Here is a 15,545-nt window from a genome sequence, read left to right on the forward strand (position 1 = left end):
GCCGGATACCGTTGACGTCATGAGCAGCAACGAGCCTCGGTGGACGCAGACCTGGCTGGGCGGCATCCGGTCCGCCGGGATCGACCTCGGATACCCGGGCGAGCGTCTCGGGCTGCCCGAGGAGGGCAGCGGATCGGTCGCCGGGTGGGGGCGCAGGATCGCCGCGCTCGTCGTCGACTGGATGATCTGCACCTGGTTCGTCGTGCAGCTGCTGCTCAGGATGAACCCGGCCGAGTCCCCGTGGGCGCCCGTGCTGGTGTTCGCGCTCCAATACCTGCTGCTCGTCGGCTTCATGGGCCAGACGTTCGGCCACCGGCTGGCCGGCATCCGCGTCGCCGCCATGGACGGCGGCGCCCCGCGCCTGCTGCCCGTGCTGGTGCGCACCGTCCTGCTCGGCCTGGCGCTGCCGGCCCTGATCTGGGACCGTGACCACCGCGGGGTGCACGACCGGGTGTCCAACACCGTGGTCGTCCGGATGTGACGACCGGCCGGGCCGGGGCGGGCCGGTGGTTCGGCCCGCTCATGGTGGCGGCGGTGTGCGTGCAGGCGGCGACGTTCGCGGCCCGTCCGATGGTCAGCTACCGGGCCATCGAGATCGGCGCGGGCAACCTGGGCATCGGGCTCATCACCGCCGGGTTCTCGGTGCTGCCGCTCTTCGTGGCCGTCTCCGTCGGGCGCTGGGTGGACGCCTCCGGCGAGCGCGGCGCGGCCCTGCTGGGCGCCGCGCTGATCACCGGCAGCGCCCTGGCCCTGGCCGCGGCCCGCTCGTTGTGGGCGCTGGTGCTGCTCAATGCGCTGTTCGGGCTCGGGCACCTGCTGTCGGTCGTCGCCCAGCAGGCCGTCATCGCCAACCGGGTGGCCGCCGGGGGCCACGACCGCGCCTACGCGCGCTTCACCGTGTTCACCTCGCTCGGCCAGCTCGCCGGGCCGTCCGCCGCGGCCCTGGTGGCCGGCGGCCCGCTCGCCGCCGGTGGCGGCGCGGACGGTCCGGGTGGTGCCGCCGTCGGGCCCGCCCTCGTCGTGGCGGCCGGGTTCGGGCTGGTGGCGGGGCTGGCGAGCCTGTGGATCGGCGGGCCGGGCCCGGCGCGCGGGCGGGCCGCCGTCCGGCGCTTCCCGCTGCGCGGCACGCTCGGCCAGGAGGGCATGTGGCAGGCCCTGGTCACCAGCCTGGCCACCGTGTCCACGATCGACCTGGTGCTGGCGTACCTGCCGGCCTGGGGGCAGAGCCGCGGCGCCGGGGTGCTCGCGGTCGGCGCGCTGCTGGCGCTGCGGGCCGCCACCACCATGGCGAGCAGGCTCGCCATGGAACGCCTGGTCCTGCGGTACGGCCGCCGCGCCGTCCTGGTGACCAGCACCGTCGCCGCCGCGGTCACCGTCGCCGCGCTGCCGCTGTGCGGCACGGCCGCCGCGGTGCCGGTCGTCGCGCTGATGGGGTTCGCGCTGGGGCTGGGCCAGCCGCTGACGCTGTCCTGGGTGGCCGGTCGCGCGCGGGCGGGCGAGCGCGGCACGGCGCTGGCGCTGCGCCTGACCGGCAACCGGCTGGGTCAGGTGCTGGTTCCCGCCGTGGCGGGCGTGGTGGCGGGGGCGACCGGCGTGCTCGGCGTCTTCGCGCTCAGCGCCGCCATGCTGGCCGCCACCGCCGGTCTGGCCGCCCGCGCGCCGATGAGCACTGCGGAGTAAAAACCGTACCGGGTTTGTTTTCTTACCCGGTACGGTTATCGTGGAGCCATGATGGCGGGGCTCAGGGAGCGCAAGAAGGAGCAGACGCGGCGGCGCATCGCGGAGACGGCCCTGCGCCTGTTCGCCGAGCGCGGCTACGACGCGGTGACGGTCAACGAGATCGCCGAGGCGGCCGGGGTCGCGAAGGTCACGCTGTTCGCGTACTTCCCCAGCAAGGAGTGCCTGGCCCTCGACGGCGTCGCCGAGGACACGGCGGCGATCGTGGCGGGCCGCGCGCCGGGCCTCTCGCCGCTCGGCGCGCTGCGCGAGCACTACCGGTCGATGGCCGCCCGGGGCGCGCGGGAGGTGGACGTGGAGGGGCTGCTGACCCGCGTCCGGGTGATCGCGGCCGCCCCGGCGCTGCTGGCGGCCGTCCAGCAGACCCATGCGGGGGAGCGGCACGCATTGGCCGCGGCGCTGGCCGAGGCCATGGGCACGCCCGCGGGCGGCCTGATCGCCCAGCTCATGGCGGCCCAGATCACCGCCACGATCAACACGCTGCAGGAGACGTTCTTCCACCGGCTCGTCTCGGGCTCGGCGCTGGAGGAGGCGGGCCGGCTGCTGGCGGACGACGTCGAGACGGCCTTCGACCTCCTCGAAAACGGCTTCTCATCCATAAAAGAGGGAAAATAGTGATAAAAGGGATTAACTACGACACTGGGTTTCTGAACGGCCCGCAGCTCAGCCGCCGGACCTTCGATCCCGGCGTCGTCGCCCGCGAGATGCGGGTGATCGCCGACGAGCTCCACTGCACGGCCGTCCGCGTCTCCGGCGGCGATCCCGACCGGCTCTCCGTCGCGGCCGAGCGGGCCGCGGCGGCCGGTCTGGAGGTGTGGTTCGCGCCCTTCCCCGTGGACGCCACCCCCGAGCAGGCCGTCGCCCTCTACGCCGACTGCGCCGCCCGCGCCGAGTCCCTGCGCCGCGCCGGCGCCGAGGTGGTGCTGGTCGCCGGGTGCGAGTCCAGCGCGTTCTGCCACGGCTTCATCCCCGGCGCCACGTACGGCGAGCGCCTGCAGGCCATGACGACGGCCGACCTCGCCTGGTGGCAGACGACGGCCGCCGACGTCGCGCCCCGCTTCAACGCCTTCCTGGCCGAGGCCGCCGCGGCGGTCAGGGCCCGGTTCGGCGGCCGGCTCACCTACGCGTCGGGCCCGTGGGAGTTCATCGACTGGACGCCCTTCGACATCGTCGGCGTCGACGCCTACCGCGCCGCCCACAACGCCGCCGGCTTCCCGGCGGAGCTGCGCGCCCACTTCGCCCACGGCAAGCCGGTGGCCGCCACCGAGTTCGGCACCTGCGCCTACAAGGGCGCGGGGGAGCGGGGCGGCTCGGCGTACCTGGTGCCCGAGGGGGCCGTGCCCGACGAGGGCGAGCAGGTCCGCTACTTGGAGGAGTTGCTCGACGTCTTCGAGGCCGAGGGCCTGGCGGCCGCGTTCTGGTTCACCTTCGCCGCCTACAACCGGCGCGGCGCCGACGACCTCGGCTCCTACGGCGTGGTCAGGATGCTCGACGAGACCCGCTGGGAGCCCAAGGAGGTCTTCGCCGCCCTGGCGGCTAGGTATTCGCGCAGGTGAAGATGGCCGTGCCGGGGAGGTGCCGGCCGCGCAGCGGGCTCCAGCCGCCCCACGCCCGCTCGTGCCCCTGCGGCCACTCCGGCTCCAGCAGGCGGGTAAGGGTCAGCCCGGAGGCGGCCAGCAGGCCGATCCAGTCGCCCATCGTGCGGTGGTGCTCGACGTAGGAGGGGGTGCCGTCGTCGTCCCGCTCGACGTAGGGCGAGCGGTCGAAGTAGGAGCGGTCGGAGGTGAGCCCGCGCGGGCCGGGATCGTCGGGGAAGGCCCATCGGATCGGGTGGCTCACCGAGAACACGAACCGGCCGCCCGGCCGCAGCACCCTGCGCACCTCGCGGAAGACCGCCAGCGGGTCGGCCACGAACGGCAGCGCACCGTACGCCGAGCAGGCCAGGTCGAAGGCGCCGGACGCGAACGGCAGCGACTCGGCGTCGGCCTGCGCCACGGGCACGCGCAGGCCGGTGTCGAGGTCGATGCGCTGGGAGTGGCGCAACTGCCGGTGGGAGATGTCGAAGGCGGCCACCCGGGCCCCCTGCGTCACCAGCCACCGCGCGCACTGCGCCGCGCCGCAGCCGATCTCCAGCACCCGCCGGCCGCGCACCTCGCCCAGGAGGTGCGCCTCGGCCTCGTCGACGCCCTCGGGGCACCAGACGAACCCGGTGTCCCCCAGGAAGCCGCCGTGCTCGACCTGGTAGTCGTCGGCGTTGCCGTCCCACCAGTGGCGGTTGGCCCGCGAGGAGACCGACAGCACTAGCGCATCTTCGGGCCGCGCGGCATGCGGGCCCCCTTGGGCATCGGGCCCTTCGGCATCGGCAGGTTCTTCGGCAGCGAGCGCAGCCGGTCCTTGACCTCGTTGACCGAGGGCTTCTTCAGGTTGCGCGGCAGCTTCATGATGTGCCGCTGGAGCTTGGCGATCGGCACCTGGCCCTCGCCGTCGCCGCACTGGATGTCGTAGATCTCGACGCCCAGCACCACGCGCGCGACCCGCTTCTTCTCGGCCGCGAGCATCCTGCCCACCCGGTTGCCCGGCCCCTCGGAGACCAGCACGACCCCCGGGTAGCCGACGACGAGGTGGACCAGGTCCTGGTCACGGTTGACCGCGATGGCCGGGGTGACCTGCCAGTTGCCCCGCATGCCCTGCAGGACCGCGGCGGCCGCGCCGGTCTGGCCGTGCAGGATCGAGTACTGGGCCTTCTGGGCGAGCTGGCCGAAGACGACCAGCCCGACGGTGAGCGCGGCCAGGACGCCGATGAACACCGAATACCACAGGTAGTCCGTGACCAGGCCGATCACGACGACCACAGCCAGCGTGCCCACCGCCGAGAGGAAGACGATCGGCATCCCCTTGGGATTGGCCTGCTTGATGATCTGCGCGATCATGCGGAGCTGCTTGATGCGCCCCGGCTTCTCTGGATCCTCGGACTTTGCCATGCTCAGAAGGATACAAACCAACTGGTGCACTATGGAAAATGCGGCTGGCCTTTGTCGCTAGATCTTCACCGTGATCGACAGCCTGGGGTCCGCGACGTGGTGCGACGCCTGGACCGTGTACTCGCCCTCGACCGTGCGCCAGCCGTCCTCCCACACCTGGAAGGCGCCGTCGGGCAGGAAGACGGTCGTGATCACGGTCTCTCCCGGCTCGGCCTCGACCACGTCGAACCCGGCCAGGCGGCGGTCGTCGCCCCGGCAGAGGTAGATCTGCACGACCTCGCGGCCGAAGCGGTCGCCGGTGTTGGTCAGCGCGACGGTCACGGTGGCGCCCTCGGCGGCGATGGAGTCGTAGCTCCAGGTCGTGTAGCCGAGGCCGTGGCCGAACCAGAAGGCCGGAGCCCGCCCCGACCGCTCCCAGGCCCGGTACCCGATGGACGTGCCCTCGTCGTAGGCCACAGCGCCGTCCACGGGGGTCACGTTCGTGACGGGGGCGTCCGCGAGCGCCGCGGGCCACGTGGTGGGCAGGCGGCCGCCGGGCTCGGCGCGGCCCGACAGCACGTCGGCCAGCGCGTTCCCGGCCTCCTGCCCGGGGAACCAGGTCAGCAGCACCGCCGCGACCTCGTCCGCCCACGGCATCTCCACCGGCGAGCCCGCGTTGACCACGACCACCGTGCGCGGGTTGGCCGCGGCCACGGCGCGGATCAGCTCGTCCTGGCGGCCGGGGAGCGCCAGGGTCTCGCGGTCGAAGCCCTCGCTCTCGACCTCCGGCGTGGTCGAGGCCACGACCACCGCCACGTCGCTGCCGGCCGCCACCCGCACGGCCTCGGCGATCAGCTCGTCCGGGCCCGGCGCCGGGTCGGCGTGGCCCAGCGTGTACGCCACGAACGCCATGCCCCCGAAGGCCCCCGCCGGATGCGTCACGCTCAGCTCGTACGGCTCGCCCGCGGTCATCTCGACGGCGAAGCGCCGCTCCGGCGGCGACAGGAACGCGGCCGCCGGATCGCCCCCTTCCGGCTCGATCGCCGCGTCGAGGACGGTCTCGCCGTTCACCGTGACGGTGAAGGCGCCCACGCCCGCCACCGACAGCTCGTGCCTCCCCGACGTGCCCGGCGTGTACGCCGCCCGCAGCCGCACCGCCCCGAGCCGCTCGCCGTCCACGTCCGGCGGCAGCTGGCCGACCCACCGCGCCTCGGCCGCCGCCAGCGGATGCTCGGCCAGCAGGCCGCCGTCCGCGTCGAGGAACTGCGCCACGACCGGGCAGGCCAGCGGCGCCAGGCGGATCCGCGGGTCGGTCCCGACGGCGTGCCGGACCTCGACGCCCTCCAGCGCGCTCAGCCCGGCCAGCGGCGAGACGATCCGGTCGGGGAAGACCTGGGCGCTGCCGCCGCCCATGACCCGGGCCTCGGCGGCGGCCGAGCCGATGAGCGCGAGCGTGCGCACGTCCCGCAGCGGCAGCACGCCGTCGTTGGCGAGCAGCGTGAACCCGCGCGCGGCCACCTCGCGGGCCAGCGCGATGCCGTCGATGGGGCCGGGGGCGGTACGGTCCTCGCCGCCGAGCGCGCCCGTCCGGCGGGCCAGCCGCAGGACCCGCCGCACCTTGTCGTCGATCACCGACTCGGGCACCCGCCCCTCCCGGACGGCGGCCTCCAGCTTGTCCCCCCACGGGCCGAACGGGCCGGGCATGGCCACGTCGGTGCCGCCGAGGGCGGCGGCCTCGGTGCTGCGCACGGCCGTCCAGTCGGACACGACGAGCCCGTCGAACCCCCACTCGTCCTTCAGCACGCCGTTGACCAGGGCGGAGTGCTCGGTCATGGTGGTGCCGCCGACCGAGTTGTAGGCCGTCATCAGCCCCCACGCGCCGGCCCGCACCACCCGCTCGAACGGCCGCAGGTACACCTCGCGCAGCGTCTTCTCGTCGACCCGCACGTCCACGGTGAAGCGGTCGGTCTCGAAGTCGTTGGCCACGAAGTGCTTGGGCGTGGTGGCCACGCCGCCCTCCTGCACGCCCTCGACGTAGGCCGCGCCGATCTCGCCGGTCAGGTACGGGTCCTCCGAGAAGCACTCGAAGTGCCGGCCGCCGAGCGGGGAGCGGTGCAGGTTGATCGTGGGCGCGAGCAGCACGTGCACGCCCTTGCGCCGGGCCTCCTGGGCCAGCAGCGCGCCGGCCCGCCGGACGAGCTCCACGTCCCAGGTGGCCGCGAGCGCGGTCGGGCTGGGCAGCGCGATGGACGGGTCGGCGGAGGTCCACTGCTCACCGCGGACGCCGATCGGGCCGTCGCTCATCACGAGCCGGTCGAGCCCGATCTCGGGGATCGGCGGAAGGGACCACATGCCGGCCCCGGTGAGCAGGCGGATCTTGGTGGCGAGGTCGAGCCGGGCGATCAGTTCGTCGAGTTCCACGGCATCAGTGTTCACCAGAAAACCGAGCACTCGATAGGTTTGTGACCTTTACGTTACGCAAAGCCTGTCACCGGGCGAAGAACTCCAGCAATTCGGGCACCAGCGCCTCCGGCGTCACGGCGTGGGCCTGCTCCTCCAGCACCCGGTGCCGCGCCCCCGGCACGCCCGCCGCGACCGCCCGCGCCGCGCCCGCCATCCACCGGGGGCTGCGCTCCCCGCTCAGCACCAGCAGCGGCTGGACGATCGCGGCCAGCGTGGCGGACGGCAGCCGGTTGCCCGGCCCGAGGACGGCGGCCTCGTAGGCCAGCGTCCGGGCCACGCCTTTGAGGTGGCTCCACGACGCGTCGGCCCGCATCGCGGCCACGGCCTCGACCGGCACCTCGGCCGCCTCCACCATGAACCGCTCGACCGCCTCCTCCCAGCGGCCCGCGTCGCACAGCGCGTCGAGCTGCGCGGCGAAGTCGTCCGGCAGCGGGGGAGCGTCGTCGTCCACGTGGTACGGCGGCTCCCACACCGCCACCCTCGTGATGCCGAGCCCCCGGGCGGCGGCCTCCAGCACGAGCGCCGCGCCGGACGAGCCCCCGAACACCATGGCCGTCCCGCCCGCCGCGCCGATGACCGCCGCCAGGTCCTCGATCTCCCGCTCGACCGCGTACGGCCGGGTGTCGCCGCTGCCGCCCCGGCCCCTGCGGTCGTAGTTGACGACCGTGAACCAGGGCGCCAGCGCGGCGGCCACGCCCGCCAGCGTGGGGTGCGCCCGGTCGCCGAACGCGCCGTTGACCAGCACGACCGCGGGCCCGGCGCCGTAGCTGTCGAAGGCCAGCACGGTGCCGTCCGCCGAGGTGGCGTGGCCGTTCACGCGGGCTGGACCAGGCAGAGGGCCTCCCAGTGATGCCCGTCGAGGTCGGCGAAGCCGCGCTGGTAGCGGAACCCGGCCTCCTGCGGCACGCCGGCCGGGGTGGCGCCGAGCGCGAGGGCCTTGTCCACCAGCTCGTCCACCTGGGCCGGGTTCTCCATGCCGAGCACCAGGATGGCCTCGGTGCTGGTGGTGGCGTCGGCGATCTCCTTGGTGACGTACGTGGAGAACGTCGGCTCGGTGAGCAGCATCACCTGGGTCTGCTCGTTGACGAGCATCGAGGCCATGCCCTCGGCCATGCCGTACATCGTGAAGCCGAGCTCGGTGAAGAACTTCTGCGACCGGTCCAGGTCCTTGACCGGGAGGTTGAGGAAGAGCTGCATGTCGTGCTCCTAGGCATCTGAGGTGTTTTGCGACACCTTCAGTCTGCTGGCCACGACCTCGCGCGTCTTGGATCCCAGCGCCAGGACGGTTGACGATCAGCGCACGGCGTTGGCGCGCCGGAACTCGGCCGGCGGCAGCCCGTACGCCCGCTTGAACAGCCTGCTGAAGTGCGCCGAGTCGGGCAGCCCCCACCGCGCCCCGACCTCGCCGACCGGCAGGTGGCGGGCGCCCAGCAGGTCGGCGCGGCAGCGCTCCAGCCGCCGGTGCCTGATCCAGGCGGCCACCGTCGTGTTCTCGGACTCGAACAGCCGGTGCAGGTAGCGCACCGAGACGTGGTGCGCCTCGGCCACCATCGCCGGGTCGAGGTCGGACCAGCCAAGACGCTGGTCGATGAAGGCCCGCACGCGCAGCAGCAGGGCGCGGCGGCGGGCGTCCTCGGGCACCGCGTCGGCCTGCTCGGCCCGTTCGGCCAGGGCCGTGGTGACCAGGTCCATCACCACCGTCGCCAGCCTGGCCGCGCTGGCCGGGGTGTAGTCGTCGTAGTCCTGGGTGACCCGGCGCAGCAGCGGCACGGCCAGCGCGCCGGTGCCCTCGCGCGCCGAGACGGGCACCGCGGTCAGCCGGGCGACGTCGTCGTAGGGCAGCGGCAGCAGCTCGTGCGGGAAGCTGAACACCGCGAGCTGGACGGCCGAGTCGTAGGCCACCTCGTAGGGGCGGGTGAAGTCGTAGATGGCGAACTCGCCCTTGTCCAGGCGGATCTCGCGGCCGTCCTGGCGCAGCACCGGGTTGCCCGAGACGGCCAGCACGGCCCGGTAGAGCTCGGGGTTGTCGCGGTGGATCAACCGCGCCGTGCGGTGGACGCTGTGCGGCGTGGACGTGCGCACCCGGCCCACGCCCACGGGGCCCAACTGCCCCAGCTCGATCTCGCCCCGCAGCGGCGCGCCGGAATCGATGCGCAGGTCGAGCGGCCCGAGCGTGTCGCAGACGATGCCGCGCCAGGCGTCGTGACGGCTGCGCGCGGGCAGGTCGCTGGTGCGGATCACGGTCGCCATGGCCTCGCCCCTCCCTCGGCAGCCCTGCCATGCTAGGGACGCGAAAAGCCCCGGGCAAACAGCCCGGGGCTCCGCTCAAACGGGATCAAGCAGGATCAAGCAGGATCAAGCAGGATCGAGCAGGATCAGCGGCGCTCAGGTGGTCTGGCGGGCCGCGATGGCCTGCTGGTAGAGCCGGCCCGCGCGGTACGACGAGCGCACCAGCGGCCCCGACAGCACCCCGGCGAACCCGATCGCCTCGGCCTCGGCCTGCAGCTCGACGAACTCCTCCGGCTTGACCCAGCGCTCCACCGGGTGGTGGCGCGGCGTCGGCCGCAGGTACTGGGTGATCGTCAGCAGGTCGGTGCCGGCGGCGTGCAGGTCGCGCATCGCCTCGACGACCTCCTCGCGGGTCTCGCCCATGCCCAGGATCAGGTTGGACTTGGTGACCAGCCCGGCCTCGCGGGCCGTCGTGATCACCCCGAGCGAACGCTCGTAGCGGAAGGCGGGGCGGATGCGCTTGAAGATGCGCGGCACCGTCTCGACGTTGTGGGCGAACACCTCGGGCTTGCTGGAGAAGACCTCCTCCAGCTGGTCGCGGTTGCCGTTGAAGTCGGGCACCAGCAGCTCGACGCCGCAGCCGGGCAGCAGCGAGTGGATCTGCCGGGCGGTCTCGGCGTAGAGCCAGGCGCCGCCGTCGGGCAGGTCGTCGCGGGCCACGCCGGTCACGGTCGCGTAGCGCAGGCCCATCTGCTGGACGGACTCGGCGACCCGGCGCGGCTCGTCGCGGTCGTATTCCTTGGGCTTGCCCGTGTCGATCTGGCAGAAGTCGCACCGGCGGGTGCACTGGTCGCCGCCGATGAGGAAGGTCGCCTCGCGGTCTTCCCAGCACTCGTAGATGTTGGGACAGCCCGCCTCTTCACAGACCGTGTGCAGGCCCTCCCGGCGCACGAGCGATTTCAGCTCGGTGTATTCGGGGCCCGTCTTCAGCTTGGTCTTGATCCACGGGGGCTTGCGCTCGATAGGGGTCTCGGCGTTGCGCACCTCCAGGCGGAGGAGCTTTCGGCCATCAGGAGCAACGGTCACCCGTCCAGCTTACGTCCGCCGCCGAACCGGACCGGTCGAGGGTCAGGTGATGAGCCCGAAGCCGCGGATCGCCCTGGTGTAGTGGCGCAGCAGCTCCTCGTCGATCAGCGCGGACTCGGCGGTGCCCAGCAGCTCCGAGTGCGGCGCCGAGGTCAGCACGCCGTCGTCGGTGAGCCGGTGGCGGGCCAGCGCGCCCTGCCTGATCGCGGTGACGCTCTCGCCGCGCAGCGCCGCGGCCTGGATGGGCGCCAGGTAGCCGCCGGCGGCCAGGCCGCGCAGCTCGTCCAGCTCGTCCTCGGACACCACCCGCCGGGCGATCGCCTCCCGGCGTTCCTCCGCGCGGGCCCGCCCGGCGCGGGCCAGCGCCGTCAGCGCGTACTCCGCCAGCAGCACCGGGCCGCCCAGCACCCGCCCGATCATCCGGCCGAAGAACCCCGCCGCCTCGTACGTCGTGCCGGGGTGGTCGATCGCGCCCAGCGAGGACTTGGCGATCGCGACCTGGGCCTCCTCCCTGATCTTCAGCGGCGCGCTCGCCCCGAGCAGGGCGTCGTGCCAGGCGGCCAGCGTGAACAGGGCGCCGTCCACGATCAGCTCCTCGCCGGCCGGGATCCGCGCGTACGCGGTGGCCAGCAGCGCCACCCGCTGCCGCGGCGTCAGGGCCAGCCACAACGGCAGCCCGACGACCAGCACCGGCGTGCGCAGCACGCCCACATGGTCATAGACGGTCTCGGTGGCCAGGTCACGGACCGCGACCTGGCGCGGCCTCTTGGCACGGGCCCGGACGGCCACGCGGTCGGCCAGGGAGTACAGCTCGCGGGCCGCGGCGCGGTCGAGCACCTCGGCGTCGGCCGGCAGACGGGGAAGACGGGGCCGCAGCGCCCATCCCAGAGCCAGGCTGACGCCGCCGACCAGCCATGCGACGAGGGAGTCGAGGTGCGCCAGCACGGCCCACGCGCCCAGCGCGAGGAAGGCCAGCGTGAGCAGGTGAACCAGGAGCGCGAGGACGAGAGCGGCGGAACGCTTCACACGGCGATGTTAAGCCGGGAAAATCCGGATTCAACCGCTGTTCGATGCCGATTCGGTCACCTGCGCAGCAGGTCCTCCTCGTGCAGGTCGAACGGCTCCCTGCCGAGCGCCTCGGCCAGCCGCTTCTCGGCGATCGGGATGACCTCCTCGACCACGATCCGGCGGCCGGTCTCGGCCGAGAGCGAGGAGACGCCCGCGTCGGGCAGCCCGCACGGCGTGATCCGGTTGAACCACCGGGGGTCGTTGGCGCAGTTGAGCGCGAACCCGTGCATCGTCACGCCGCGCGCGACGCGGATGCCGACCGCGCCGAGCTGCCGGTCGGGCAGCCCCAGGGCGGCGTCGCCGGCCGCCCACACGCCCGGACGCCCCGGCACCCGCCGGCCGGTGACGCCGAAGTCGGCGCACACCTGGATCATCGTCTCCTCAAGGGCGCAGACGTAACGGGTCACGTCGGCGACGGCGACGATGGGGTAGGCGACGAGCTGGCCGGGGCCGTGCCAGGTGACCCGGCCGCCCCGGTCGGCGTCGACGACGGGGGTGCCGTCGGAGGGACGGTCGCCGGGCAGGGTGCGCCTGCCCGCGGTGTAGACGGGCGCGTGCTCCAGGATCAGGACCGCGTCGCCCAGTTCGCCGGCGACCCGCTTGCCGTGCATCCAGCGCTGCAACGACCAGGCTTGCTCGTAGGGGACGTCCACACCAAGGCGGACGACGGCCAGCGCGTGGGGATCGTCCCCGTGGATGGGGCGCATGAGCCTATTGTGCCGTTCCCTCACCCTGTCAGGGTAATCAGGAGGTCAACAGGCGTGGCTCGATCCTGAACTCCTTGACGCCGTTGGAGCCGTCGTACTCCAGCCGGTACGCGTACGCCCGCGGGTCGACGGTGACCGCCTGGATGAACTCGGTGCCCACGTAGTGCAGGGCGACGCCCTCGTCGGCGGCGTACCCGCCGGGCAGCTCGCCGGAGGCGACCGACTCCTGCAGCAGCGGGCGGCGCTGCGGCTCGGCGTTGTAGTGGACCCCGCACGAGTACGGCAGCAGCGCGAGCCCGTCGGCCCACGGGCGCAGCGCCGGGCCGAAGGAGTCGGTGTTGCCGCCCACGTGCCAGCACAGGGCGCCCGCGCTCTGCCCGGACAGCACCACGCCGGCCCGCCAGGCCTCCTCGAAGACCTCGTCGAGGCCGTGCAGCCGCCACAACGCCATCAAGTTGGCCACGCTGCCGCCGCTGACGTAGATCATGTCCTGTTCGAGCGCCCAGGCCCGCGCGTCCTCCACGTTGGGCATGGGGAAGACGGTCAGGTGGCTCAGCTCGACGTCCCAGCCGGAGAAGGCGCCGTACATCTTCAGCAGCCAGTCGGAGGAGTCGCCGAGGGCGGTGGCGACCAGGCCGAGCTTGGGGCGGTCCTGGCCGGTCAGGTCGAGGCCGTACCGCAGCAGCCCGCTCGCCTCGATGAAGTTGTGACGCTCGCTCGGGCGGAACGACCCGCCCCCGATGGCCAGAATGTGCGACTGCCCGGACCTGCTCATGTCGGATCTCCCGCGTGCTGAAGGACGAACGGCACCCTACAGTACGGCGCGCAGCGCCTCGTCGAGACGGGTATGCGTGAAGCCGTAGCCGCTGTCAAGCAGTTTCCGCGGGATCATGCGATGGCTCGGCAGCAGCCCCGCGCGGGCGAATTCGCCCACCCCGATGGACAGGGCGAACGCCGGTACGGGCATGGGAACTGTGCCTTTACGCAGGCATTTACCCAGAGTCCGGGTGAATTCTTCGTTGGTGACCGGAGAGGGGGACCCGAAATTGACCGGACCCTCGATATCCCGATTTTTTAGGATATGTAGGGCGGCGGCCACCCAATCGTCCAGGGAGATCCACGACCAGTACTGCCGGCCCGTCCCCAGCGGCGCGCCCAGGCCCATGCGGAAGATCGGCAACATGCGCCCGAGCGCCCCGCCGTGCCGGCTCAGCACCATCGCCGTGCGCAGCCGCGCGACCCGGCACCCGGCCTCGGCGGCCCGCTCGGCCTCCCGCTCCCAGCGCTCGCACAGCTCGGCCAGGAACCCCTGGCCCCTGCCCTGGCTCTCGTCGATCTCCCGGCCGCCCGTGTCGCCGTAGAAGTCGACGCCGGAGGCCGACAGCAGCACCTCGGGCGGCTTGCCGAGCGCGCGCAGGGCGTCGACCAGCAGCCGGGTGCCCTCGACGCGGCTGCGCACCAGCTCGCGCTTGTAGTCCGCGGTCCAGCGCCGGTCGCCGACCGAGGCCCCGGCCAGGTGCACCACGGCCTCGGCCCCTTCGAGCGCGGCCCGGTCGATCACCCCCGCCGACGGGTCCCAGAAAGCCTCTCCCGGCCCCGCGGGCTCCCGCCGGACCAGGCGGACGACCTCCCGCCCCTCGTCGCGCAGCGCCCCGACCAGCGCCGTACCGATCAGGCCCGAAGCCCCGGTCACGATGATCGCCATGCTGTCCACAGTACGCCAAAGGCCGGGCGGCCCCCCGAAGGAGCCACCCGGCCTTCACGTGCGATGACTACGCGAGCCCGAGCTGGGCCTCGAAGCGGCCCTCCTCCAGGCGACGCTTGATCGTCGTCAGGAAGCGGGCGGCGTCGGCGCCGTCGACCAGGCGGTGGTCGTAGGTCAGCGCCAGGTAGACCATCGAACGCACCGCGATGACCTCGCCCTCGGGCGTGTCGAGCACGACGGGCCGCTTGACGACCGCGCCGGTGCCGAGCATGCCCACCTGCGGCTGGTTGAGGATCGGCGTGTCGAACAGCGCGCCACGGCTGCCGGTGTTGGTCAGCGTGAACGTGCCGCCGGTGATCTCGTCGGGCGTCACCTGGTTGTTGCGGGTGCGCTCGGCCAGGTCGGTGACCTTGCGGGCGATGCCGGCGAGGTTGAGGTCGCCGGCGTTCTTGACGACCGCCGCGAGCAGGCCGCGCTCGGTGTCGACCGCGATGCCCAGGTTCTCCACGTCGAAGTACGTGACCTCGTTGGTCTCGTTGTTGATCGTGGCGTTGAGCTTGGGGTGCTGCTTGAGCGCCTCGACGGTGGCCATCGCGAAGAACGGGGTGAAGGTCAGCTTCACGCCCTCGCGGCGGAAGAAGTCGTCCTTCGCCCGCGCCCGGAGCTGGGCGATCTTCGTGACGTCGACCTCGACGACCGACGTGAGCTGCGCCGCGGTCTGCAGCGACTCGACCATGCGCTTGGCGATGGTCTGACGCAGCCGCGTCATCTTCTCCGTACGGCCGCGCAGCGTGGTGTCGACCTCGACCGGCTCGGGCGCCGCGGCGGCCGGGGCGGCCTGGGCGGCGGCGGGAGCCGGGGCGGCGGCGGCCGGCTGGGCGGCCGGAGCCGCGGCCGGGGCGGCCTGCTCGCGCTGGGACTTGGCGGCCTCCAGCACGTCCTGCTTGCGGATGCGGCCGCCGACGCCGGTGCCGCTGATCGAGTCGAGGTCGACGCCGTGCTCGTTGGCGAGCTTGCGCACCAGCGGCGTCACGTAGGGGCTGTCGCCCGAGGACGGCAGCGGCGTGGGCTCGGCGGCGGGCTGCTGCTGCGGAGCCGGGGCCTGCGGAGCCGGGGCCGGAGCGGCCTGCGGAGCCGGGGCCGGAGCGGCCTGCGGGGCCGGGGCCTGCGGGGCCGGAGCCGGAGCGGCCTGCTGGGGAGCGGGCTGGGCCGGGGCCGGCTGCGGGATGGAGGAGGCCGGGGGAGCCGGGGCGGGCTCGGGCTCCGGCTCGGGCTCGGGAGCGGCCTGCGGTGCCGGGGCGGCGGCGCCCGGCTGGGCGTTCTCGTCGATGATGGCGAGCTCGGCGCCGACCTCGACCGTCTCGTCCTCAGCCACGACGATCTTGGTGAGGACACCCGCGGAAGGCGACGGGATCTCGGTGTCGACCTTGTCGGTCGAGACCTCGAGGAGCGGCTCGTCGGCCTCGACGCGCTCGCCCTCCTTCTTCAGCCAACGGGTTACCGTGCCCTCGGTCACGCTCTCGCCGAGCTGGGGCATCTGTACGGAGACCGGCATCGTTATTCTTCTCTCGCGTTCTGATCTCGAGGGCT

General features: G+C 73.2%; 16 protein-coding genes. 4 read left to right on the plus strand and 12 right to left on the minus strand.

Annotated elements, in window-relative coordinates; translation table 11 throughout:
* Positions 1 to 19 precede the first annotated feature (19 nt).
* From ACIBST_RS11820 to ACIBST_RS11835, 4 genes are read left to right on the plus strand one after another with little or no spacing between them, the layout of a single operon-like run.
* Positions 20 to 481, plus strand: a complete 462-nt coding sequence (locus ACIBST_RS11820) for an RDD family protein (RefSeq protein WP_397171085.1) — start codon at positions 20 to 22, stop codon at positions 479 to 481.
* Positions 478 to 1,680 (plus strand): MFS transporter, encoded by a 1,203-nt coding sequence (locus ACIBST_RS11825; protein ID WP_397171086.1) that lies wholly within the window; start codon positions 478 to 480, stop codon positions 1,678 to 1,680. The genes ACIBST_RS11820 and ACIBST_RS11825 overlap by 4 nt, the downstream gene beginning before the upstream one ends.
* A gap of 48 nt (positions 1,681 to 1,728) precedes the next feature.
* Positions 1,729 to 2,352 (plus strand): TetR/AcrR family transcriptional regulator, encoded by a 624-nt coding sequence (locus ACIBST_RS11830; protein ID WP_397171087.1) that lies wholly within the window; start codon positions 1,729 to 1,731, stop codon positions 2,350 to 2,352.
* Positions 2,352 to 3,293 carry a hypothetical protein gene (locus ACIBST_RS11835; protein ID WP_397171089.1) on the plus strand — a complete coding sequence of 314 codons (942 nt, stop codon included), beginning with the start codon at positions 2,352 to 2,354 and terminating at the stop codon, positions 3,291 to 3,293. The genes ACIBST_RS11830 and ACIBST_RS11835 overlap by 1 nt, the downstream gene beginning before the upstream one ends.
* Here the strand turns inward: ACIBST_RS11835 and ACIBST_RS11840 are convergent.
* From ACIBST_RS11840 to sucB, 12 genes are all read right to left on the minus strand, one after another.
* On the minus strand, positions 3,274 to 4,038 hold the full coding sequence (locus tag ACIBST_RS11840; RefSeq protein ID WP_397171091.1) for a class I SAM-dependent methyltransferase: 765 nt from the start codon (positions 4,036 to 4,038) through the stop codon (positions 3,274 to 3,276). The two genes, ACIBST_RS11835 and ACIBST_RS11840, sit on opposite strands and share 20 nt — an antisense overlap.
* On the minus strand, positions 4,038 to 4,718 hold the full coding sequence (locus tag ACIBST_RS11845; protein ID WP_397171093.1) for a DUF4191 domain-containing protein: 681 nt from the start codon (positions 4,716 to 4,718) through the stop codon (positions 4,038 to 4,040). The genes ACIBST_RS11840 and ACIBST_RS11845 overlap by 1 nt, the downstream gene beginning before the upstream one ends.
* Positions 4,719 to 4,775: 57 nt before the next feature.
* On the minus strand, positions 4,776 to 7,118 hold the full coding sequence (locus ACIBST_RS11850) for a glycoside hydrolase family 3 C-terminal domain-containing protein (RefSeq protein WP_397171095.1): 2,343 nt from the start codon (positions 7,116 to 7,118) through the stop codon (positions 4,776 to 4,778).
* A 67-nt stretch (positions 7,119 to 7,185) separates the two neighbouring features.
* Positions 7,186 to 7,977: an alpha/beta fold hydrolase gene (locus ACIBST_RS11855; RefSeq protein WP_397171096.1), complete on the minus strand. Its 792-nt coding sequence runs from the start codon at positions 7,975 to 7,977 to the stop codon at positions 7,186 to 7,188.
* Positions 7,974 to 8,357, minus strand: coding sequence for a VOC family protein (locus ACIBST_RS11860; RefSeq protein WP_352353397.1), 384 nt, complete (start codon positions 8,355 to 8,357; stop codon positions 7,974 to 7,976). Before ACIBST_RS11860 ends, ACIBST_RS11855 begins: the two co-directional genes overlap by 4 nt.
* Positions 8,358 to 8,453: 96 nt before the next feature.
* Positions 8,454 to 9,410, minus strand: a complete 957-nt coding sequence (locus tag ACIBST_RS11865; RefSeq protein ID WP_397171097.1) for a helix-turn-helix domain-containing protein — start codon at positions 9,408 to 9,410, stop codon at positions 8,454 to 8,456.
* Between the two features lie 135 nt (positions 9,411 to 9,545).
* Positions 9,546 to 10,475 carry a lipoyl synthase gene (lipA, locus tag ACIBST_RS11870; protein WP_352323056.1) on the minus strand — a complete coding sequence of 310 codons (930 nt, stop codon included), beginning with the start codon at positions 10,473 to 10,475 and terminating at the stop codon, positions 9,546 to 9,548.
* Between the two features lie 42 nt (positions 10,476 to 10,517).
* Entirely contained in the window at positions 10,518 to 11,501 is a 984-nt protein-coding gene (locus tag ACIBST_RS11875) for a hypothetical protein (RefSeq protein WP_397171099.1), read from the minus strand.
* Between the two features lie 56 nt (positions 11,502 to 11,557).
* Positions 11,558 to 12,250 (minus strand): lipoyl(octanoyl) transferase LipB, encoded by a 693-nt coding sequence (gene lipB, locus ACIBST_RS11880; RefSeq protein WP_397171101.1) that lies wholly within the window; start codon positions 12,248 to 12,250, stop codon positions 11,558 to 11,560.
* A 37-nt stretch (positions 12,251 to 12,287) separates the two neighbouring features.
* A complete protein-coding gene (locus ACIBST_RS11885) occupies positions 12,288 to 13,025 on the minus strand; it encodes a Type 1 glutamine amidotransferase-like domain-containing protein (protein ID WP_397171102.1) in 738 nt (245 codons plus the stop codon).
* Between the two features lie 36 nt (positions 13,026 to 13,061).
* Positions 13,062 to 13,955 (minus strand): TIGR01777 family oxidoreductase, encoded by an 894-nt coding sequence (locus ACIBST_RS11890; protein WP_397171103.1) that lies wholly within the window; start codon positions 13,953 to 13,955, stop codon positions 13,062 to 13,064.
* 67 nt (positions 13,956 to 14,022) lie between these two features.
* On the minus strand, positions 14,023 to 15,510 hold the full coding sequence (gene sucB, locus ACIBST_RS11895) for a 2-oxoglutarate dehydrogenase, E2 component, dihydrolipoamide succinyltransferase (protein WP_397171104.1): 1,488 nt from the start codon (positions 15,508 to 15,510) through the stop codon (positions 14,023 to 14,025).
* Between the last annotated feature and the right edge of the window lie 35 nt (positions 15,511 to 15,545).

This window comes from Nonomuraea sp. NPDC049684, assembly GCF_044465345.1.
In the GTDB taxonomy this organism is placed as follows: Bacteria; Actinomycetota; Actinomycetes; order Streptosporangiales; family Streptosporangiaceae; genus Nonomuraea.